The sequence below is a fragment of the Streptomyces sp. LZ34 genome, from assembly GCF_053890475.1.
The window spans coordinates 7,962,540-7,981,920 of record NZ_CM132680.1 but is presented as its reverse complement, the minus strand read 5'-3'; the positions used below and the strand labels follow the sequence as shown (position 1 = coordinate 7,981,920).

Genomic DNA, 19,381 nt, shown 5'->3' with positions numbered 1-19,381 from the left:
CACTAACGAGAGGACCACTGTGCCCCCGCACGAGAACACCCTGCGCGTCGGCGTGCAGCTGCACCCCCAGCACACCGATATCGCCGAACTGCGCGCCGCCTGGCGCGAGGCCGACGCCCTGGGCGTCGACTCGATCTGGACCTGGGACCACTTCCTGCCGCACCACGGCGACCCGGCCGGCCGCCACTACGAGTGCTGGTCGCTGCTGTCCGCGATGGCCGTCGAGACCAGCCGGGCCACCATCGGCCCCCTCGTCAGCTGCACCGCGTTCCGCAATCCGCAGGTGCTCGCCGACATGGCCCGCACCGTCGACCAGCTCAGCGGCGGGCGCCTGGTCCTGGGGCTCGGCGCGGGGTGGTTCGAGGCGGAGCACACGGAGTACGGCATCCCGTTCCCGGGCCCGGCCGAGCGCATGGACGCGTTCGCCGCCTCCCTCACGGCCGTCAAGGAGCGGCTGGCGAAGCTCAACCCCGGGCCCGCGGGGCCGCTGCCGCTGCTGATCGGCGGGGCCGGGCGGCGGCGCACCCTGGAGCTGGTGGCCCGCGAGGCCGACTGGTGGAACTGGTACGGCTGGGCCTCCGAGGACCCGGTCGCAGACTTCCGCGAGCTGAGCGGCGTGCTGGACCAGTGGTGTGAGCGCGTCGGCCGCGACCCGCGGCAGGTGGCCCGTACGGTCATGGTCAACCCGGACCAGCTGCCGCTCGTGGAGGGCTTCGCCGAGGCCGGCGCGGTCCATGTGGTGCTGTCCCTGGCCGCGCCGTACGACCTGCGCCAGGTGGAGGAGCTGCTCAAGGTGCGCGAGGCGCTGGGCGCCGGACAGGACCCAGGCGCCGGACGGGCTTCTTGACGGCTGACGCCGCGCCGCCCCGCGAGGTCCTGGGGCGGCGCTTTCGCCTGCTCATGGGCTGTCTGCTGCTGTCCACCCTCGGCAACGGCCTGTGCTTCCCGTTCACCTCCATCTACATCAGCGAACTGCTCGGGCTCGGCTCCCGGGCCGCGGGCGGCTACTTCATCGCCATGGCGGCGGCCAGCTTCGCGGCCGCACTGCTCGGCGGGCCGCTCGCGGACCGGGCGGGGCCGCACCGGGTGGGGGCGCTCGGGGCCGCGGCGCTCGCGGTCGGGTACGCCTTGCTGGCCCCGGTCGACGCGGTGGTGCCGGTCCTGATCTCGGGCGCGTGCGTCGGGGTGGGCTTCGGCCTGTTCTACGCCTCGATCGTCGGCGTCGTGGACGCCGCCGTCCCGGACAGCGGGCGCCGTACGGCCTTCTCCGTCCGCCACATCGTGAACAACGTGGGGATCGGGGCGGGTTCGGTCATCGCCGGCCTGGTGCTGCGCGGGGCACAGGCCCCGGCCGGGACACTGCGCTGGCTGTACGTGGCCAACGCGGCGGCCGCGGTGCCGCTGATGGTGGCGATCTGGGTCATGCGGCCGCGGGAATCCGGCGAAGTACGAAGAGAGAAGAACGAGAAGGGCGAGCCGGACCGGCAGGGCGAGAAGGGCGGCGGGCCGACGTACCGCACGCTGCTGCGCGGCCGGCCGATGGCGCTGCTGGTGCTGGCCCAGGCGCTGTTCGCGATCGTCGGCTTCACCCAGATCGAGGCGACGGTGCCGCTGCTGCTCCACGACCACATGGGCATCACGCTGGGGTGGGTGTCCACGGTGGTGGCGGCGAACTCGTTCGCGCTGGTGGCGCTCCAGCCGCTGCTGCGGCGGCGGCTGGAGCGGCTGCCGGAGACGGCCGCGCTGGCCGCCGGTCCGGTGCTGTGGGTGGCGGCGTTCGGCTGCGGCCTCGGCGCGGTGCTCGCCGGGGACGCGGCCTCGTCCCTGGTGCGGTACGGGCTGCTGCTGGCCTTCGCGGTGGTCTTCGCGGCGGGCGAGCTGATGTACTCCTCGGCGTTCTACCCGCTGCTGCTGCGCTGGTCCGGGGAGGCGGCCGTGGGCCGGGCGAGCGCCCTGGCGTCGCTGGCATGGAACCTCGGCACGGCCTCCGGGCCGCCGATCGGGCTGTTCGTGATCGTGCACACCTCCGCGACGGGCAGCTGGGTCGCGCTCGCGGTCGGCGCGGTCGCCGCGTTCGCGGTGGCGGGCGCGCTGCACCGCCGGGCGGCGGGCGGGTGAGCTCCCGCCGCCCGGCCGGGCGGGGCTGACTACGCCTTGGGCAGGTAGTCGTTGGAGTACGCCTCTTCAGGCGTGACCGTCTTCTCCAGCAGGCCCTGGTCGTACATGAAGTCGGCCATGCGGCTCCAGCTCTGCGGGTCGTTGGTGCCCAGCTCGCCCGCGTCGTTCTGCATCATGACCGTGGTGGCCTTGAGCACCGCGAGCGCGTTCTTCTGCCGCTTCTCGTCCCCCAGCCCGGGGACGTACTTCTCGCTGAGCTTGACGGTGTCCTCGGGTTTGTCGATGGCGTACCGCAGACCGCGCAGCGTGGCGTCCACGAACTTCTTCATGTCGTCGCCGCGCTTGTCCAGCGTCTTTTGCTGGGCGCCGATTCCCACGCCGACCAGCGGGTCGCCCTCCGCGCCTCCGTCGACCGTCAGGGAGCGGACCTCCTTGCCGGCCTCCTGGAAGGCGATGGCGTCATTGTTGAGGTAGCCCATCACGCCTTCGACCTTTTTGCCGGTCAGCGCCGCCTGCTGGGTGAAGCCGATGTTCTTCACCTTGGCGTCCTTGACGGAGAGCCCGCCCTCTTTCAGCAGGGCCAGCAGACCGAAATAGGTCTCGCCATAGGGACCGGGGGTGCCGATCGTACGGCCCTTCAGGTCCGTGGGCTTCTTGATGTCGGAATCCTTGGGGACGATCAGGCCCACCGGGTATTTCTGATAAAAGGTGGCGATGTCCACGATGGGGAGATTCTTGGAGCGGGCCTGCAGCATCTCGTCCCCGCCCGCGTAGACGACGTCTTCCGTGCCCGACTTCAGGGCTCCGAAGAGATCCTCGGCGGCACCGTGGTGACGCAGCTTGACGTTCAGTCCGGCGTCCTTGTAGTACCCCTTCTCGGCCGCCACATAGAACGGCGCGAACTGGATGTTGGGCGTGTACGTCAGCCCGACCGTGATGCTGTCACCGCTCTTGCCCCCCGCGTCCTTCGGCTTCTCGGCGCATGAGGTCAGCATGGCCGCCGCCACCACCGACGCGAGAGCCGCCCCCGTGACCTGGCGTCTCAGGGTGTGCCTCGTGGACGTCCTAACCAAACGCACGTACTTCTCCTCAGTGAGTGGAAGATGTCGGTCAGCGCTGTACGAGCCGCTCGACCAGGCGAATTACGCCATAGAAGCCGGCGGCGAGAAGTGCGAGCATGACGAGCGTCGAGAACAGCCCGATGGTGTCGGCCTCCTGTCGCTGGACCGACAGGAGCTGTCCCAGCCCCTCGCCGCCCATGACGAACTCGCCGACCACCGCACCGGTGATGGACAGGGTGAAGCCGTTGCGCACCCCCGTGAGGATGCTGGGCAGCGCGAGCGGCAGCTCGATGTACCACAGCATCCCCCACCACCCCACGCCGTCCACGCGCGCGGCCCCCATCACATCGGGGTCCAGCGAGCGCAAGCCCAGCACGGTGTTCACCAGGATGGGGAAGAAGACCAGCAGCGCGCAGAGCATGGCGAAGGGCAGCAGCCCGTAGCCGAACCACAGCGCGAACAGCGGGGCCAGGGCCACCGCGGGCACCGCCTGCGAAGCGGCCAGATACGGTTGGAGCGCCGCGGCCGCGAGGTCACTGCGGGCGATGAGATAGCCGAGCGGCAGGGCGACCCCGAGCCCCATGCCGCAGCCCGCCAGCGCCTCCCACACCGTCTGCTTGGTGTACTTGAGCAGGTCGCCGTGCAGAAACTCGTCGACGAAATGTTTCGCCAGGTCGTACGGTGCCGGAAGGTAGAACGGGTCCACCGCGCCGACACGGATGGCGAGATCCCACACGATGAGCAGGGCCAGCCCGAATACGAGCGGCGGGAGCACCCCGCGGTACACGGATCCCGTCGCGTTCCTGCGAACTCGGCGGCCGTGTGCCCCCTTGGGGCTTTGACTTCCGCGACCCGCGTGCGCTGCCTTTCCGCTGTTCCTGCCGCTGTTCTTGCCGGACTTTCGTATCTGTCCGGGCCGGGGTGAATGTGACGGGTCCGTCCCCGGTCCGCCACTGGTGCCCGCCGTGGCGGTCGCACCCCTTCCGCGCCCTTGCGTCATCCCCAAATCCCCTTGTATTACCGGCTGTTGCCAGATTCCCCGGCACGCCCGCGTGCAACCTATCGCCAGCCCGCTCCGGATCACAATGTGATGGGGAAAAAGGAAATCGCTCCGTCATACAGAAGATCACGCGGAAGTCACGCGGGAGATCGCGGAAGATCTTGGTGGCGATCTTGCCGTGGCTCTCACCGGCTCTTCACGCACCGGTGGAGAATCGGTCGAGGATCCCGAGCTCGGATGCGCGCACCCCCGCCTGAAAACGCGAGTTCACCTCGAGCAACTCGAGGATTCCGGTGACGTAGCGGCGGTAGGTGCGCACCGAGATCGCCAGCTCCCGGGCCGCCGCCTCGTCCGTGACCCCGTCCCCCAGCCGCCGCAGCACCCGCCGCACCATCTCGGTGCGGGCGCGGTTGCCGAAGTCGAGCGGGCGGGCGGCGGGCGCGGCGGAGCGCCATATGTTGCCGAACATGCCGTGCAGGGTGGCGACGACGGCCGGGTCCTGGATGAGGGAGGCCTGCCGCCCGTCGGCCGAGTCCGTGCACACCAGGGCGGTCCGGCCGTCGGCGATCACGGCCGTGGGCAGCGGCACCGCCGCGATCCGGATCTGCGGGGGACGCGCCCCGAGGCCGCCGCCCGGACCGAGCGCCGGGCCCGGGTCGGCCAGGGGCCGGGCGCGCAGCACCCTCACATCGATCGTGTCGGCGTCGCCGGGGCCCGAGACCAGGGTGTGCAGGGCCGCGTGGTCGGCCGCCAGCCGGGGCGTGGGCTCCGGGAAAGCGGCGTCCACGCTGTGCACGGCCTGGTCGACAATCTGTTCCGCCGCGGCGAGAAAGGCCGCGTCCGCCACCCCCACCTCGGTGAACAGCTCGTTCCGGGACTGCCGGACCCGGTGTTCATGGACGGTGGACTCCAAGAGGGTGCGCACCTCGTGCAGGGTGCGGTCGAGGGCGTCCTCGGCCGCGGCGGCCGGCTCGGTGATCCGTTCCGTGATCCGTTCCGTGATCCGGTCCGTCATCGCTTGGTCATCGCTTCGTCGTCCCGCCTCGCGACATGGTCAGGGTCTCGAGTGCCGTCAGTGCTGTCAGTGCTGTCAGTGCCGTCAGGGGCGGCTTGGCAGAAGCCCCGTCTCCACCGCCCGTACCCCCGCCTGGAACCGGGAATGCGCCCCCAGCTCGCGCATGATCTCCGCGACGTAACGGCGGTAGGTGCGCAGCGACACCTTGAGGTCGCGCGCCGCCACCTCGTCGGTGACTCCGGCCCGCAGGCACTCCAGGATCCGCCGCGCGGTGTCGGTGCACAGCCGCCCGGCCGGGCGCGGAGGCTCGGCGAGCGCCACGGCGTTCCCCCAGGCGCCGGCGAACATCAGGTCCAGGGCCTGCACCGTGGCCGCGTCCTCCACGAGCGAGGCCCGCGGCCCGGCCCGCTCCGGCCCGGGGGCCGACTCGAATTGAGGCTCAGGGGCGGGCCCCGGCCCCGGCTCCGGCCGTACGTAGCCGATCCGGCCGTCGACGAGCAGGGCCTCGGGTAACCCGCCGTCGGCCGTCCGCGCCTCGCAGCGCGGGTCGATGCGCGCCAGCGCGGAGACCCGCGGGCCGGTCAGGGCACCCGGCAGGCACAGCAGCCGGACGGCGACGCCCTCGCGGCCGGGGCGGGGCGGGCGGGCGAGCGCCGAGCAGACGGCGTCCTCCTGCTCCGGGTCGCCGGACAGCACGACGGCCACGGTCCGCTCGGCTCCGGCGATGAGCCGGTCGGCGACCTCGGCGGCCGACGGACGGCCGGGCCCGGCCCGCACCCACGACCGCCGGGACAGGTCCTGGCGGTGCCGGGTCACCACGGATTCGATCAGGCCATGGGCCGCCAGCAGCGCCCGCTCCACATGGTCGGAGCCCGCGGCACCGGCCGCCCCGCCCTCGGGTGACGGCTCGGGCATCCTCGCAAGACCAACCATGACTTCCCCTGCAGGGCGAAGGTGACCTGTTTTCTGAAATTCGGGCCTGGTTCGAGAATTTCTTGTTCCGCTCTTGCCCGCGTTCTTCTTGCCTCACTTCTTGCAGTACTTCTGGTCTTGCCGTCACGCGAGCAGGAGCAAATGCCATGCAATTCCATTGACGACAGTAATTCGCACACAGCGACGGCGTCAACGCAACGAGTGAGAGTAAAGAATTGGCAAATGACGGCGTGTCAGACCCTACCGCAACACCTCGCGCACGCAACGACACGCGGTATGTCAGGAAGTTGCACGTATCCGCACCGCCCGGTCGCCCACCCGACACCCAGTGCAGCCACCGGGCCACCCTGGGCGAGCGGCGGCCGAGGCCGCTGTCCGGTTGCTGCCAGCCGTCAACTGGAGGCCTCGGTACCCCCGTCCGGGGGTGAGACGCCACCGAGGCCGCCGAGGGACACCGGGCGGGACGTCACGGCGGGACAGCCTGTCACTGCGGGCCGAAGCTGATCGGGCCGTGGAAATCCCGGCCCTGAATAACCGGTCCGGTGATCCGCGCGTCACCCGAGATGGAATTGTGGACGGCGCCGGCCTCCTGGGCCGGTGTTCCGTACCGGCTCATCCAGGCCGCCAGATCGCGCCCCAACTCGGGGTCCTGCCGGGCCTGTTCGACCAACAGCTCGGCCAGCCGGCGCAGCCGCTCCGGGTCGTCGTACGGAATCGCGACAGGCCCGCCATCACCCGCCGGGTCGGCCGCGGGATCCGCGCCCGGATCCGCGCCCGGGTCGGCCGCCGGGTCGGCTGTGCTCCGCCGCAGCACCCTGCGGGACAGCGCGCCCAGCCCTTCCAGCGCCCGCCGGCCCGCCTCACCCCCGGCCCCGGACACCACCGCGTTGACCGCCGCGATCAGCGCACCCGCCGTCACCGGATCCATGGGCCCCTCCCCGGCTCGCACCTCACTACCGAACCGCACGCTACCGAACGGCGGCTCACGGACCGACCGATTCCGCGCGAAGGGTGAACCAGACCGTCTTGCCGGTGGGGTTGAGGTCCGTGCCCCACTCGTGGGCCGTCTTGCTGAGCAGGAACATCCCGCGCCCGCTCTCGGAGAGGAAGTCGGGCTCCCTGACCACCGGCAGCGAGGACTCGCTGTCGCTGACGGCGGCCCATATGCCGTACGGACGGTTCTCGAGGGCGAGCACACACTCGGGCGAGGCGGCGTGCTTGTGGACGTTGGAGAGCAGCTCGGTGACGCACATCGCCGCCGCGGTGATCAACTCCTCGCGGCCCCACTGGCGCAGCCGCGCGCCCACGACGCGGCGTACGTCCGCGAGTGTCTGCGGATGGACGCGCAGGCGTAGCTCGTATCGCCCCCAGCTACCGCTGGGAGGTGCCCCCTGCGGGATGTTCTCTGCCATGTCGTCCAGGGCCCTCCAAGGCACGGCGCGCTGCCGTGTCGCACAGGCGATCCTGTCCCATGTCCGTGCTACTCGCAATGTTTCGACCCACTCACGCAAGACTGGCATATGCCGCCTGGTGGTTGTAGTTGGCGATACGTCAGACTGGCGACATGTCCTACCACCCAGTGCCCACCGTGCGGCGCAGGCGGCTGGGGTCCACTCTGCGGAAGCTGCGTACCGAAGCGGGGATGACATTGGACGCGGCCGCGGAGGCGCTGAACGCGGCCCAGAGGGGACGTACGGACGCCCGCCGCTGGAGCGCCCCGAAGCTGTCCCGGATAGAGAACGCGAACGCGACCATCCGCGCCACGGAGGTCGCCACCCTGCTGGAGGCCTACGCGATCAGCGACTCCGAGGTGCGCGCGGCGCTGGAGAGGCTGGCCAGGGACGCCGGGAAGCGCGGCTGGTGGCAGACCTACCGCGGCGTGGTCGCCCCCGCGTACGCCGACTACATCTCGCTGGAGAGCGACGCCGAATCGGTCCGTGACTACGCCCCGCTGGTCGTCCCCGGGCTGCTGCAGACGCCCGACTACGCCCGGGAGACGATCGCCGCCAACGCGGTCGCCCGCAGCGAGGCGGAGGTCGCCGCCCTCGCCGAGGTGCGGCTGGCCCGCCAGTCGGTGCTGACCCGCCCGCGCGCTCCGCTGCGGCTGTGGGCGGTGATCCACGAGGCGGCCCTCCACCGCCGTTTCTCCGGCCGCCCGGCCATCATGACCGAGCAGTTGCGGCGGCTGCTGGACGTCGCGGACTGGCCCACGATCACGCTCCAGGTGATGCCGATCGACGCCGCGCCCAACCCCGGGGACGCGGGCGCCTTCACGCTCGTCGGGTTCCCCGGTCCGATGCCGGACGTGGTCGCCCAGGAGAACCTGCGCGGCCCCGTGTACGTCGAAGGAGTCGACGACGTCAACGTCTTCGCCGACGCCTTCGGCCACATCGTCGACAGCGCGCTGTCGACGGATGAGACGAAGGCCCTCATCGCCGGTCTCGTAGGAAAGAGGGCCCCACACCGTGAACACCTCAGAAGTGCCCGAGAACCCGCATGACCTGTCCCCGAGCCCGTATCCGCCCGCCGGCGCGGCCCGCCCGCGCTGGCGCAAGTCCTCGCACTCCGCCGGCGAGGGCCAGTGCGTCGAGGTCGCCGCGTGGGGTGGCCTGGTCCGGCTGCGCGAGAGCGACGACCCGGGCGCGGTCCTCGACGCCGCTCCGGCCGTCTGGGCCGCCTTCGTACGCGGCGTGAAGGCGGGCTTGTTAGACACCCGACCTGACGCGTGAGCCGAAACGGGGCCCGGTCCGGGGGGCCGGGCCCCGTGCCGATCAAGCCGGTCGGCCGGTCAGAACTGCACGTCCGAGCAGGCGTAGAAGGCGTTCGAGGTGTCGGCGACGGTCCACACGGCGAGGATCAGGTGTCTGCCGGTCTTCCCGCTCGGGATGGTGCCCGCGTGGGAGAGCGTGGACGGCGGCCGCTGGCCGTTGTACGGGACGGTCAGGAACGGCGTGGATTCCAGGCTCGCGCGAGTGAGCTTCTGGCTGGAGTTCCAGCCGTTCTTGGTGATGAAGTACTTGAAGTCCGTCGTGGCGTGCGAGGCGGTGAAGCGCCAGGTGAAGGTGTAGCTCCGCCCGGCGGTGAGCTTGGTGGTCGGCCACTGGCCGCCGCGCGGGTCGTCCAGCTGGGAGAACCGGCTGTTGCCGCCCGCGCAGATCGTGCCGTCGGCCGGACCGCCGGACGGGAAGCCCTTGGGGCCCTCGACGCTCTGCGGTTCGTACTGGATGTCGCCGCAGTTCGTGACGGTGCCGTTGGCGCACAGCTTCTGGCGGCTGATGGGCGAGTCGGTGTAGGCGTGGCTGGAGGCGCTGCCGCCGGTGGTGAGAACGGAGACCGCCGCGAGCCCGATGCCGATCACAGCGGCGCTGATCTTATTGCGCATGCTTCGCTCCTGAAGACGTGGGGAGTGCTTCGGCGAGCCGAGTGCATTGCGGTCTAGACCAAGTCGCAGAGTAACCGCGAATTCTTGGTCATGTCCATACCAATTCAGGGAGATGTCCATACCAATGGAGCGCCCGGTCCGGAGCACCCCGCCAGGTCGGGTAGGATTCATCCGTCAGCAGGCGCCGCTAGCTCAGTTGGTTAGAGCAGCTGACTCTTAATCAGCGGGTCCGGGGTTCGAGTCCCTGGCGGCGCACTTGGCTTACGCCACTGACCAGGGGCTTCTCGGTTCGCCGAGGAGCCCCTGTCGCGTTCCCGGTAAGCTGACGCGATCGGAGGTGGCTGTGGCGGCGCACAATCGCGGCATGGCGAGCGACATCCAGGAGCGCATCAAGCGCCTGATCGTCGACCAGCGGCTGCCGTCCGGTGCCCCGCTGCCGACCGAGACCGAGCTGATGGAACTGCTCGGCGTCAGCCGCAACTCTGTGCGCGAGGCCCTCAAGGGGCTACAGGCCATGGGCATCGTAGAGATCCGCCACGGCTTCGGCACCTACGTCGGGCCCATGTCGATGGGCCCGATGATCGAGGGGCTGATCTTCCGCACCGTCGCCGGCCACTACCGCGGCGAGGACAGCCTGCTACAGCTGCTGGAGCTGCGCGAGGCGGTGGAGACCGGGCTGATCGCGCGGCTGGCCGGCCGAATACCCCGGGCCGACCTGGCCGAACTGGACGCCCTGGTCGAGCGGATGGAGGCCGAGGCCGCCGAGGGCGCCGTGCGCGCCGACACCGACCGGGCCTTCCACGCCACCCTCCACCGCGGCCTGGACAATCTGCTGCTCAGCGAGATGCTGGAGGCGTTCTGGGACGCCTTCCACCGGGTGCGCACCGATCTGGTGGACCTGCACGCCGACCCCAAGATCACCTGTCGGCAGCACCGGGAGATCCTGGAGGCGGTCCGCACCGGCGATGTCGTACGGGCCGAGGCCGCCGTCCGCGATCACTTCGGCGACATCCGGGAGCGGCTGCGCTCCCCGCACCAGGAATGACCGTTGCTTTGTTCATCAAGTGATCTCAGCAATCCCGGCGTTTCCGCTGGAATGGTCCGTAACGGTCTCACCAGAGCGCGAGTTGCGCACCGGTGTCCTGTTGACGGTCTCCCGTTTCCTTCCCAGCCTGGGGCTGGGGATTGCGCCACCTGCCCGCCCCGTCCCTGCCTTGCGGCGCGGGCGGGTGGTGCGGGTCTTCCGGTCGGCTCCACGGGGCTTCGACTCCGCCTTGGTGGGGTCCAGGTCTCCGGCCACTCCGGTACCTGTCGTGCGGGCCGCGAGGGCGACCAGGTTGTGTCCGGCGTTGGCGTCCCGGTCGAGGACGAGGCCGCAGTTGTCGCACTCGAAGACGCGCATGCTCAGGGGCAGCTTGGCTTTCACCGCACCGCAGCGGGAGCAGGTCTTCGAGGAGGGGAACCAGCGGTCGGCGACGACGAGTCTCGTGCCGCGCCGACGGGTCTTGTAGGTGAGCTGGCGTCGGATCTCGCCGAACGCGGCATCCGCGACGCGGCGGGACAGGCGCCGGTTGCGGCCCATGCCGGCGACGTTGAGGTCTTCGACGACGATCGTGCCGTACTCGGAAGCAAGGCGGGTCGTCATCTTGTGGAGGGTGTCCTCGCGAAGGTTGGCGACCCGGTGATGGATCTTGTTCCGCGCCTGGTTGGCCTTCTCCCAGCGCTTCGACGGCTGCTGCCCGGTGCACCGGTCGGGGCCCTGCCGGCGGGAGACGACCCGGCTGGCGCGGCGCAGCTGCTTCTGCGCGCGGTCGAGGTGGCGTGGGTTGGGTTCCTCGCCAAGGACACCGTCGCTGTCCGCGAGGACGGCCAGCGTCTTGATACCGAGGTCGATACCGACCGCCGCGCCTGGTCGGGTGACTTTCACCAGCTGGTGCTTCTCCTCGACCTGGAGCGAGACGAACCAGCGGCCCCGGTCCAGACGTACGGTCGCGGACAGGATGCGCATATGCCCGGCGTCGGCAAGGGCCCTCAGGTGGGAGGCGTCCTCGTGGAGGCGGACCGTGCCGATCCTGGGCAGGGTGATGTGCCGCCCGTCAGGCTCGATGCGGATCGTGCCGGTGGTGAACCGGCAGGCAAGGCGCGCTTTCCGCTTCGGCTTGAAGCGGGGGATGCCCATCTTTGGGCCCTTGCGCTTACCGCTCTTGGACTTCGTGTAGTTGTCGAACGCCGCCGACGCGTTGGCCAGGCCGGTGTTGTACGCCTCCTTGGAGTTCTCCCCCCACCAGTGGGCGAAGCGCGGGTTGGTGCGCTTGTCCTCGTTGAACGCCTTCCGCAGCGAGGGCAGCGACCATGACCGCCACTCGGTCAGCTCGTCCTCGGGTATGCCGTACGACTGCTCGGCCCTGCGCTGCCACCACACGGCGGTGATGTACGCGACCGCCCAGTTGTACGCGGCCCGCGCGGCACCTCCGTGCGAATGCAGGTTGCGGGTCGTCGTGGCGTTGGGGTCCAGCGCGAGCTTGTGCGCGAAGACGGTGAAGCCCGGCTGCGGCTTGAACTTCTTCATCCGGCCACCTGCGGGCCGGTGGCGACGGCGACAGCCCGGGCGGCGCGGTTCTTCGCGGAGCGGCGGCCGTACAGGCGGGCGCACATCGAGGTCAGGACCTCGATGATGTCCCGTACGAGGTCGTCGGCGGTCTCTGCCGGGTCCAGGACAACCAGGCGCCGTCCCGTGGCCGAGAGAGCCGCTTCCAGGTGCTCGACGCCGAACCGGGCGAGGCGATCTGGGTGCTCGACCACGATCGTCCCCACATCCGGGTCGGCGAGCAGGCGGTGCAGTTTGCGGCGGCGCCCGTTCACACCGGAGCCGACCTCCGTCACCACGTCAGCGACGGTGAGCCCCCGGTCCGTTGCGCCCTGCACGGTCCGGGCGACCTGGCGCTCCAGGTCTGTTTTCTGGTCACCGGACGAGACACGGCAGTACGCCACGACCCGCCCGGTGGCCTGCGGGGCGGGCTCGGTCACGAGCCATGTACCGGACGGCGTCTGGACGACCGGGACCGGCATACGGCCCTCTTTCGCCCAGGTCCACGCGGTCTGGTAGTGCACGCCGTTGCGTGCCGCCCACTCGGAAAGCTTCACAACATCACGATATTCACTGAGAATCCTGGATATCCACTGAAAAAAATGGGAACTGTTGTTCACCCCTTCACCGGTCCGCCCGAAGAGGGACCGGTTCTCGCTGTTGCGCTTCGGCAGACAACCGCTCCCTGTCCGCATGGTCGGTTCCCTCCACTAATGTGCCCGTACGGCCAGGGGGGCCGTTTCGGGGGGAAGCACGACGAACCGGACTTGAGGCACGCGTCCAGCCATGTCGCGTGCGGGGGGATGACCCATGACGCCCACCGGCGCCCGGCAGCATTCGTACGATCCGTCCACGTCAGCTCCGTCCACAGCCGATCCGCCCACAGCCGATCCACCCACCACGACAAGCGCGCGCCTCCCTCGGCAGCACCAGAGCGACCCGCCCCGGCACCGACCCCGGCCGCCGCTGCCGAAGTACGACTACGAGCACTACAGCCGGCTCGCCGGCCCGCTCACTCAACCGGATACCGACAATCCAGCCAAACCGTATCGGGTGCGCTACCGCGGTCTGCTGGCCGACGAGTCGCACCGCGTCCGCGCCGCGCTGCTGCTCGGCGCCGCGCCCCTGCTCTCACTGGGGCTGCTGCTGTGGCTGATGCAGCCCGCCCACTGGACCAGCCGGGAGGGCGTCGGCCCCGTCCTCGCCGTCATGGACACCGTGATGCTGGTCTCCATCGGGCTGATCGAGCTGTTCCGCACGCTCAATGTGCTGTCCAACGCGCACGCCACCCTCGTCGCCCGCGACCCGGTCCCGGTGGTGCCCGAGACCGGCACCAAGGTCGCCTTCCTCACCTCCTTCGTGCCCGGCAAGGAGCCGCTGGAGATGGTGACCAGGACCCTGGAGGCGGCGGTGCGCGTGCGCCACCGCGGACCGCTGCACGTCTGGCTCCTCGACGAGGGCGACGACCCGGCGGTGAAGGCGGTCTGCGCGCGCCTGGGCGTGCGCCACTTCAGCCGCAAGGGCGTCGAGAAGTGGAACCGGCCCAAGGGCCCGCACCGCGCCAGAACCAAACACGGCAACTACAACGCCTGGCTGGACGCCCACGGCGACGCCTACGACTACTTCGCCTCCGTCGACACCGACCACGTACCGCTCCCCAACTACCTGGAGCGGATGCTCGGCTACTTCCGCGACCCGGACGTCGCCTTCGTGGTCGGCCCGCAGGTCTACGGCAACTACGACACGGCCGTCACCAAGGCCGCCGAGAGCCAGCAGTTCCTCTTCCACGCCCTCATCCAGCGGGCGGGGAACGCCTACGGCGGCCCCATGTTCGTCGGCACCAACAACGCCGTGCGGATCAGCGCCCTCAAGGGCATCGGCGGGCTGTACGACTCGATCACCGAGGACATGGCCACCGGCTTCGAGCTGCACCGCCACCGCAACCCCGCCACCGGCCGCAAGTGGCGCTCCGTCTACACCCCCGACGTGCTCGCGGTCGGCGAGGGCCCGGGCGCCTGGACCGACTTCTTCACCCAGCAGCTGCGCTGGTCCCGGGGCACCTACGAGACGCTCCTCAAGCAGTTCTGGAAGGCACCGCTCACCCTGCCGCCGGGCAAACTCCTCAACTACACGCTGATGGTGATCTTCTATCCGGCGTCGGCGCTCAACTGGATTCTCGCCGCCCTCAGCTGCGCGCTCTTCCTCGGCTTCGGCGCCTCGGGCCTCCAGATCGACCCCGCCATCTGGATGATGCTCTACGGCAACGCCTCGGCCCTACAGATCGGTCTGTACATCTGGAACCGGCGGCACAACGTCTCCCCGCACGAGCCGGAGGGCTCCGGCGGCGTGGCAGGCATGGTGATGTCCGCCCTCGCCGCGCCGATCTACGCCCGCTCGCTCATGGACGCCGTACTGCGCCGCAAGAGCAGGTTCGTGGTGACGCCCAAGGGCGACTCGGCGAGCCCCGACACGCTCTTCGGCACCTTCCGGATTCACCTTTTCTTCCTGGCGGTCTTCGGCGGGTCGCTCGCCTCTTCCTTCTACTTCGGCCACAGTCATCCAGCGATGACCGTTTGGGCATCACTTGCCCTGGCTGTCACGGCCGCGCCGATCATCGCCTGGCGGTGGACCCGCCGCCAGGAGAAACGGACCGAGAAACGGACCACCGAAGCATCCCTTGGGGGACGATAAGACGTGAAGTACCGACCGAGTCGCCGCACCCGCCGCTTCGGGATCGGTGCGGCGGCTGTGATCGTGCTGGCCGGAATGAACGGACCGGCCCTCTACCGCTTCAGCTCGGACAAATACCACCGGTACAAGATCAACCAGCCGGAGTACAAGGCCGAGAACGGCCACTGGGACGTGGTGAACGTCCCCGAGGAGTACCGGATCAACACGATCCACGCGGCCCTGCTGCACACCGGCAAGGTGCTGCTGGTCGCCGGCTCCGGGAACAACGCCAAGAACTTCGCCGCCAAGTCCTTCCGGAGCGTCCTGTGGGACCCCGAGAAGAACACCTACAAGAATGTCCCCACCCCCAGGGATTTCTTCTGCGCCGGACACACCCAGCTGCCGGACGGAAAACTGCTGGTGGCGGGCGGCACTCAGCGCTACGAGAAGCTCCGGGGCGATGTGGAGAAGGCCGGCGGCCTGATGTTCGTCCACAACGAGAGCCCGGACAAGCCGAAGACATTCCCCTCGGGCACCCGCTTCACCGGCAAGCGGAACGGCAAGACCTTCGAGGCCAAGGACCCGGTTCTGGTCCCGCGCGCCAAGAAGGCCAAGAACCGCAAGACCGGCAAGGTCACCGTGACCGCCAGCACCGTCCGGGTCTATGTCGAGGCGCTGCGCAAGGGGAAGCGGTACCAGACCGGGACCGAGGACAATTACCGGATCCAGGGGCTGGAGGGCAAGGACCGGCAGAACTTCTACGGCATCGCGCAGAAGCTGTCCTTCGACAAGAAGGACTTCCAGGGCATCAGGGCCGCCTATGAGTTCGACCCGGTCGCCGAGCGATATGTCCCCGTCGACCCGATGCACGAGGCCCGCTGGTACCCGACCCTGACCACCCTCGAGGACGGCCGGGTGCTCTCGGTCTCCGGCCTGGACGAGATCGGCCAGGTCGTGCCGGGGAAGAACGAGATCTACAACCCCCGGACCAAGAAGTGGAAGTACCTGCCCAAGAAGCGGTTCTTCCCCACGTACCCCGCGCTCTTCCTCACCGACGGCGGCAGGATCTTCTACACCGGCTCCAACGCCGGATACGGCCCCGCCGACGTGGGCCGCACCCCCGGCGTCTGGGATCTGAAGACCAACGTGTTCCGGACCGTGCCCGGCATGAGTGACCCGGACATCCTGGAGACGTCGATGTCCGTGCTGCTGCCCCCGGCCCAGGAGCAGCGGTACATGGTGCTCGGCGGCGGCGGGGTCGGCGAGGACCCCAGGTCCACCGCGAAGACCCGGATCGCCGATCTGCACGAGGACCGGCCGCGCTTCCGCGACGGTCCCGAGCTGTACTCCGAGGCCCGCTACCCCAGCAGCGTCATCCTCCCGGACGACACCCTCCTGACCACCAACGGCTCGGGCGACTACCGCGGCCGCGACGGCAGCAATGTGCTGCGGGCCGAGCTCTACGACCCCAGGAGCAACACCTCGCGCGGTGTGGCCGACCCGCTGGTGGGCCGCAACTACCACTCCGGGGCGCTGCTGCTGCCCGACGGCCGGGTGATGACCTTCGGCTCCGACTCGCTGTTCAGCGACGCCGCCAACACCAAGCCGGGGGAATTCCAGCAGCAGATCGACCTGTACACCCCGCCCTACCTGTTCCGCGACGCGCGGCCCACGCTGACCGACACCGCGCCGCGGACCCTCAAGCACGGGGCGAAGGCCACCTACCGGACCCCGCACGCCCCGACGATCGAGCGGGTGCGGCTGATCCGCCCGAGCTCCTTCACGCATGTGACCAACGTCGAGCAGCGGTCGGTCGCGCTGGACTTCATCACCAGCAGGGACAGCGTCTCCGTCCGGATCCCGAGGGACCCGTCGCTGGTCCCGCCGGGGTGGTACATGCTCACGGTGGTGGACGAGGAGGGGACCCCATCGGAGGCGGTGTGGGTGGAGGTGCCCGCCTCCACTGACACCTCCAAGCACTGACCCCCGCTGTTCGGCGTCGACCCCGGCTGGTCGGCGCCGGCTGGTCGGCGCCGCGGCTATCGGGCGTTACGGGCGAGGTCGAGCGCGTACCGCGGCCACCACTGGCCGGCCTTGGGGCCGCCCTTGCAGGTGCCGTCCGACTCGCCCGGACGCTTGATCCACAGATAGGCGGCGACCGCGCCGTCGCCCGTCCGGACCGTCGGCGTCTCGCCCAGCGCCCGCCCCTTCGGGTTGCACCAGGCCTCGGGGTCCTCCTTGCCCGGCACCGGGCCGTTGCCGTTACGGCTGGTGTCGATCACGAAGGGCTTGCCGCCGACCAGGGCGGAGAGCCTCTTGCCATACGCCTTGTTGTCCTCGGTGGTCTGGTAATTGGCGATGTTGAGCGCGAAGCCGTCGGCCTTCTTCAGCCCCGCGCGCCTGAGCGGCTCGGCCATCCGGCGCGGGTCCTTGATCCAGTGCGGATTCCCGGCATCCAGATAGACCTTGGTGTGGGGCAGCCCCTTGAGCTTGTCCACGGCCCCGGTCAGCAGGTCGTAACGCTCCTCGAGGAACTGCTTGGGCGTGCAGCCGTCCACCACGTGGGGCAGCGCGTCCGGCTCCAGGATGACCGTGGCGGCCCGGTCGCCGATGCCCCTGACCGCCTTGTCCAGCCAGGCGCGGTACGCGTCGCCGTCGGCCGCGCCGCCCTTCGAGTACTGCCCGCAGTCGCGGTGCGGGATGTTGTAGAAGACCAGCAGCGCGTCGCGCTCCTCCTGGGCGGCGGCCTCGGTGAACCCGCGCGCCTGGCCCTCCGGGTCGTCCACTCCCAGCCACTCGGCGACCGGCTGCTCGGCGATCCGCCCTATCAGCTTCGCCTCGTCACCCTCCCCCTTCCTGCGGTACTCGGCGACCTGCCGAGCCGCGCTGCCATCCGGATTCACCCAGTACGGCACGACATTCCTGGGCCGCTGCGCGGGCTTGGCGGCCGCGATCGCCTCCTCCTCGCTGTCGGAGGCCGACGAGTCGAAGCAGCCGGAAAGCGTCACAAGCGACAGCAGCACCCCCACCGCCGCCCCCGCACGGACAGCCCAGCGCCGACGGCCGGCGTAACTCCCGTACATCCACTCCCCCTTGGGTGCACGCTCCGGGGGACACCCCTCAGGCCCCCGGGTAGGACAAGACCGGTCGAATCCATGCTTACACACCACACCGACCCCCGCCTGGTTGTCCACAGCCCTTTGCGCGATTTCGCCCGTACGGCGTGGGGCGGGCCCTGAACCGCGCCGGGGCGCGCACGCCGGGGGCGGGGTGGGGTCGCGGTCCTGGGCCGGTTGACATGTTCTGATCCGCCTGGGATTCTCCAGCGACAAGTCAACAAATCGAGGCGACGGCACACAGGAACCCGGTGCGAATCCGGGACGGTCCCGCCACTGTGACCGGAAGTCAGCGCGCGCGAGCGCGCCGCGCTTTCGGGAGTCAGGAACTGGCCGTCGCTCTCCTTCCTGCTGAGGGGCGTGGAAACCCCACTAGGAGGCAACAGCGGATGTCCCTGCACACTGCACGGCACACCGACCCCGCGGCCGTCTCGGCCGCCACCGTCCGCACCCGCGACTGGCTGATCGCGGGCGGCGCGGTCATCCTCGCTCTCCTCGCGCTGTACGCGGTGTTCATCGACAACGGCTCGCTGATCTCGGCGACCGGCGACTACCTGCACGAGTTCTCGCACGACGGCCGGCACCTCTTCGGTGCCCCCTGCCACTGACCGGGGCCGGCACCCCATGGCAGACGGCCACGACCACGTTCACATACCTTCCCTGCTCCGGCGCGGACTGGCGGCGGGCGGCCTCGCGGGCCTCGCCGCCGGGCTGTTCTCCCTGCTCCTGGCCGAGCCCCTGATGGACCGTGCCATCAGGCTGGAGGAGAAGCGCCAGGAGAGCGAGCACGCACACGCCGCCGCGGCCGCGGCGGTCAAACACCACGAGGAGCTGTTCTCCCGCGACACCCAGCACTTCGGCCTCGTCGTCACCGCCGTGGTCGTCGGGCTGGCGCTCGGCGTCTTCTTCGCGGTCGCGCACGCGCTCGTCCACCGCGGATCCGACGCCTCCGCGCGCCCCTGGCCACGCGCGCTCGCGCTCGCCGCGGCGGGCTTCACCGGGCTCTCGCTGCTGCCCGGCCTGCGCTATCCGGCCAACCCGCCGGGCGTCGGCGACGCGGGCACGGTCGGCGACCGCCAGGCGATGTGGGTCGCCGCGGTGGCGATCGGCGTGCTCGGCATGGTGCTCGCCCGGCAGGTGTACGTCCGGCTGACGGCGGCGGGCCGCGGCCCCGCCGTGAGCCAGACGGCCGTCGCCGGGACCGTCGTCGCGGTGCTCCTCGCCCTGTTCGCCCTCCCCGACAACCCCGACCCGGTGCCCGTCGAAGGCACGCTGCTCTGGGACTTCCGGATGCTCTCGTTCGCCTCGCACGCGGTGATGTGGGCGGTCCTCGGCGCCACGTTCGGCGCGCTCGGGCTGCGCGCCCTGCGCGAGCGCCGCGCGGCGACGGCGGACGAACCGGACCCGGTCCCGTCCGCGGTGTAACTGCCGGCTCCATCGGACCCGGTGGGCGGGGCGGCCACGGCCCGCTCCGCCCACCGGCTCTCTGTCTACGGCAC

Annotated in this window: 19 protein-coding genes, 1 tRNA gene and 1 riboswitch; of the genes, 10 read left to right on the top strand and 10 right to left on the bottom strand. The window is 70.2% G+C overall.

What is annotated here, in order from left to right:
• Window positions 1–19: 19 nt before the first annotated feature.
• Complete coding sequence (locus ACWY4P_RS33545; protein WP_456204288.1) at window positions 20–847, top strand: LLM class F420-dependent oxidoreductase; 828 nt, start codon at window positions 20–22, stop codon at window positions 845–847.
• Window positions 844–2,118, top strand: a complete 1,275-nt coding sequence (locus ACWY4P_RS33540; RefSeq protein ID WP_456204287.1) for an MFS transporter — start codon at window positions 844–846, stop codon at window positions 2,116–2,118. The genes ACWY4P_RS33545 and ACWY4P_RS33540 overlap by 4 nt, the downstream gene beginning before the upstream one ends.
• A 29-nt stretch (window positions 2,119–2,147) precedes the next feature.
• On the opposite strand, the gene ACWY4P_RS33535 is transcribed toward ACWY4P_RS33540, so the two are convergent.
• The 6 genes from ACWY4P_RS33535 to ACWY4P_RS33510 all read right to left on the bottom strand — a co-directional run bounded on the left by ACWY4P_RS33535 (window position 2,148) and on the right by ACWY4P_RS33510 (window position 7,539).
• On the bottom strand, window positions 2,148–3,113 hold the full coding sequence (locus ACWY4P_RS33535) for an ABC transporter substrate-binding protein (RefSeq protein WP_456204286.1): 966 nt from the start codon (window positions 3,111–3,113) through the stop codon (window positions 2,148–2,150).
• Between the two features lie 115 nt (window positions 3,114–3,228).
• Complete coding sequence (locus ACWY4P_RS33530) at window positions 3,229–3,789, bottom strand: ABC transporter permease (RefSeq protein WP_456213148.1); 561 nt, start codon at window positions 3,787–3,789, stop codon at window positions 3,229–3,231.
• A gap of 586 nt (window positions 3,790–4,375) precedes the next feature.
• Window positions 4,376–5,194 carry a DNA-binding response regulator gene (locus ACWY4P_RS33525; RefSeq protein ID WP_456204285.1) on the bottom strand — a complete coding sequence of 273 codons (819 nt, stop codon included), beginning with the start codon at window positions 5,192–5,194 and terminating at the stop codon, window positions 4,376–4,378.
• 84 nt (window positions 5,195–5,278) lie between these two features.
• Window positions 5,279–6,109 carry a response regulator transcription factor gene (locus ACWY4P_RS33520; RefSeq protein WP_456204284.1) on the bottom strand — a complete coding sequence of 277 codons (831 nt, stop codon included), beginning with the start codon at window positions 6,107–6,109 and terminating at the stop codon, window positions 5,279–5,281.
• A gap of 502 nt (window positions 6,110–6,611) precedes the next feature.
• The gene (locus ACWY4P_RS33515) at window positions 6,612–7,055 is read right to left on the bottom strand and encodes a hypothetical protein (protein WP_456204283.1); all 444 of its coding nucleotides are present in this window, start codon (window positions 7,053–7,055) and stop codon (window positions 6,612–6,614) included.
• 55 nt (window positions 7,056–7,110) lie between these two features.
• Window positions 7,111–7,539: an ATP-binding protein gene (locus tag ACWY4P_RS33510; protein ID WP_456204282.1), complete on the bottom strand. Its 429-nt coding sequence runs from the start codon at window positions 7,537–7,539 to the stop codon at window positions 7,111–7,113.
• Window positions 7,540–7,691: 152 nt separating this feature from the next.
• Here ACWY4P_RS33510 and ACWY4P_RS33505 point away from each other — a divergent pair, with 152 nt between their 5' ends.
• Window positions 7,692–8,627, top strand: a complete 936-nt coding sequence (locus ACWY4P_RS33505) for a DUF5753 domain-containing protein (protein WP_456204281.1) — start codon at window positions 7,692–7,694, stop codon at window positions 8,625–8,627.
• Window positions 8,593–8,856, top strand: coding sequence for a DUF397 domain-containing protein (locus ACWY4P_RS33500; protein ID WP_456204280.1), 264 nt, complete (start codon window positions 8,593–8,595; stop codon window positions 8,854–8,856). The genes ACWY4P_RS33505 and ACWY4P_RS33500 overlap by 35 nt, the downstream gene beginning before the upstream one ends.
• 59 nt (window positions 8,857–8,915) lie before the next feature.
• Here the strand turns inward: ACWY4P_RS33500 and ACWY4P_RS33495 are convergent, their stop codons facing one another.
• Window positions 8,916–9,509, bottom strand: coding sequence for a lytic polysaccharide monooxygenase auxiliary activity family 9 protein (locus ACWY4P_RS33495; RefSeq protein ID WP_456204279.1), 594 nt, complete (start codon window positions 9,507–9,509; stop codon window positions 8,916–8,918).
• A gap of 181 nt (window positions 9,510–9,690) precedes the next feature.
• Here ACWY4P_RS33495 and ACWY4P_RS33490 point away from each other — a divergent pair.
• Both ACWY4P_RS33490 and ACWY4P_RS33485 read left to right on the top strand, forming a co-directional pair.
• Window positions 9,691–9,764: transfer RNA gene (locus ACWY4P_RS33490), tRNA-Lys, on the top strand.
• A 109-nt stretch (window positions 9,765–9,873) separates the two neighbouring features.
• Window positions 9,874–10,554 carry a FadR/GntR family transcriptional regulator gene (locus ACWY4P_RS33485; protein ID WP_456204278.1) on the top strand — a complete coding sequence of 227 codons (681 nt, stop codon included), beginning with the start codon at window positions 9,874–9,876 and terminating at the stop codon, window positions 10,552–10,554.
• Window positions 10,555–10,569: 15 nt separating this feature from the next.
• On the opposite strand, the gene tnpB is transcribed toward ACWY4P_RS33485, so the two are convergent.
• Both tnpB and ACWY4P_RS33475 read right to left on the bottom strand, forming a co-directional pair.
• Complete coding sequence (gene tnpB, locus ACWY4P_RS33480) at window positions 10,570–12,078, bottom strand: IS607 family element RNA-guided endonuclease TnpB (protein WP_456204276.1); 1,509 nt, start codon at window positions 12,076–12,078, stop codon at window positions 10,570–10,572.
• Window positions 12,075–12,653, bottom strand: coding sequence for an IS607 family transposase (locus ACWY4P_RS33475; protein WP_456203957.1), 579 nt, complete (start codon window positions 12,651–12,653; stop codon window positions 12,075–12,077). The genes tnpB and ACWY4P_RS33475 overlap by 4 nt, the downstream gene beginning before the upstream one ends.
• A 253-nt stretch (window positions 12,654–12,906) precedes the next feature.
• On the opposite strand from ACWY4P_RS33475, the gene ACWY4P_RS33470 reads away from it, so the two are divergent.
• Window positions 12,907–14,787: a glycosyltransferase family 2 protein gene (locus tag ACWY4P_RS33470; protein WP_456204275.1), complete on the top strand. Its 1,881-nt coding sequence runs from the start codon at window positions 12,907–12,909 to the stop codon at window positions 14,785–14,787.
• 3 nt (window positions 14,788–14,790) lie between these two features.
• On the top strand, window positions 14,791–16,749 hold the full coding sequence (glxA, locus tag ACWY4P_RS33465; protein ID WP_456204274.1) for a radical copper oxidase GlxA: 1,959 nt from the start codon (window positions 14,791–14,793) through the stop codon (window positions 16,747–16,749).
• Window positions 16,750–16,805: 56 nt separating this feature from the next.
• Here glxA and ACWY4P_RS33460 read toward each other — a convergent pair whose 3' ends face one another.
• Window positions 16,806–17,849, bottom strand: coding sequence for a glycoside hydrolase family 6 protein (locus ACWY4P_RS33460; RefSeq protein ID WP_456204273.1), 1,044 nt, complete (start codon window positions 17,847–17,849; stop codon window positions 16,806–16,808).
• Between the two features lie 250 nt (window positions 17,850–18,099).
• A riboswitch (cobalamin riboswitch) is annotated at window positions 18,100–18,234 on the top strand.
• Between the two features lie 37 nt (window positions 18,235–18,271).
• On the opposite strand from ACWY4P_RS33460, the gene ACWY4P_RS33455 reads away from it, so the two are divergent.
• Both ACWY4P_RS33455 and ACWY4P_RS33450 read left to right on the top strand, forming a co-directional pair.
• On the top strand, window positions 18,272–18,490 hold the full coding sequence (locus ACWY4P_RS33455) for a CbtB domain-containing protein (protein ID WP_456204272.1): 219 nt from the start codon (window positions 18,272–18,274) through the stop codon (window positions 18,488–18,490).
• A 16-nt stretch (window positions 18,491–18,506) separates the two neighbouring features.
• A complete protein-coding gene (locus ACWY4P_RS33450; protein ID WP_456204271.1) occupies window positions 18,507–19,307 on the top strand; it encodes a CbtA family protein in 801 nt (266 codons plus the stop codon).
• Window positions 19,308–19,381: the final 74 nt, after the last annotated feature.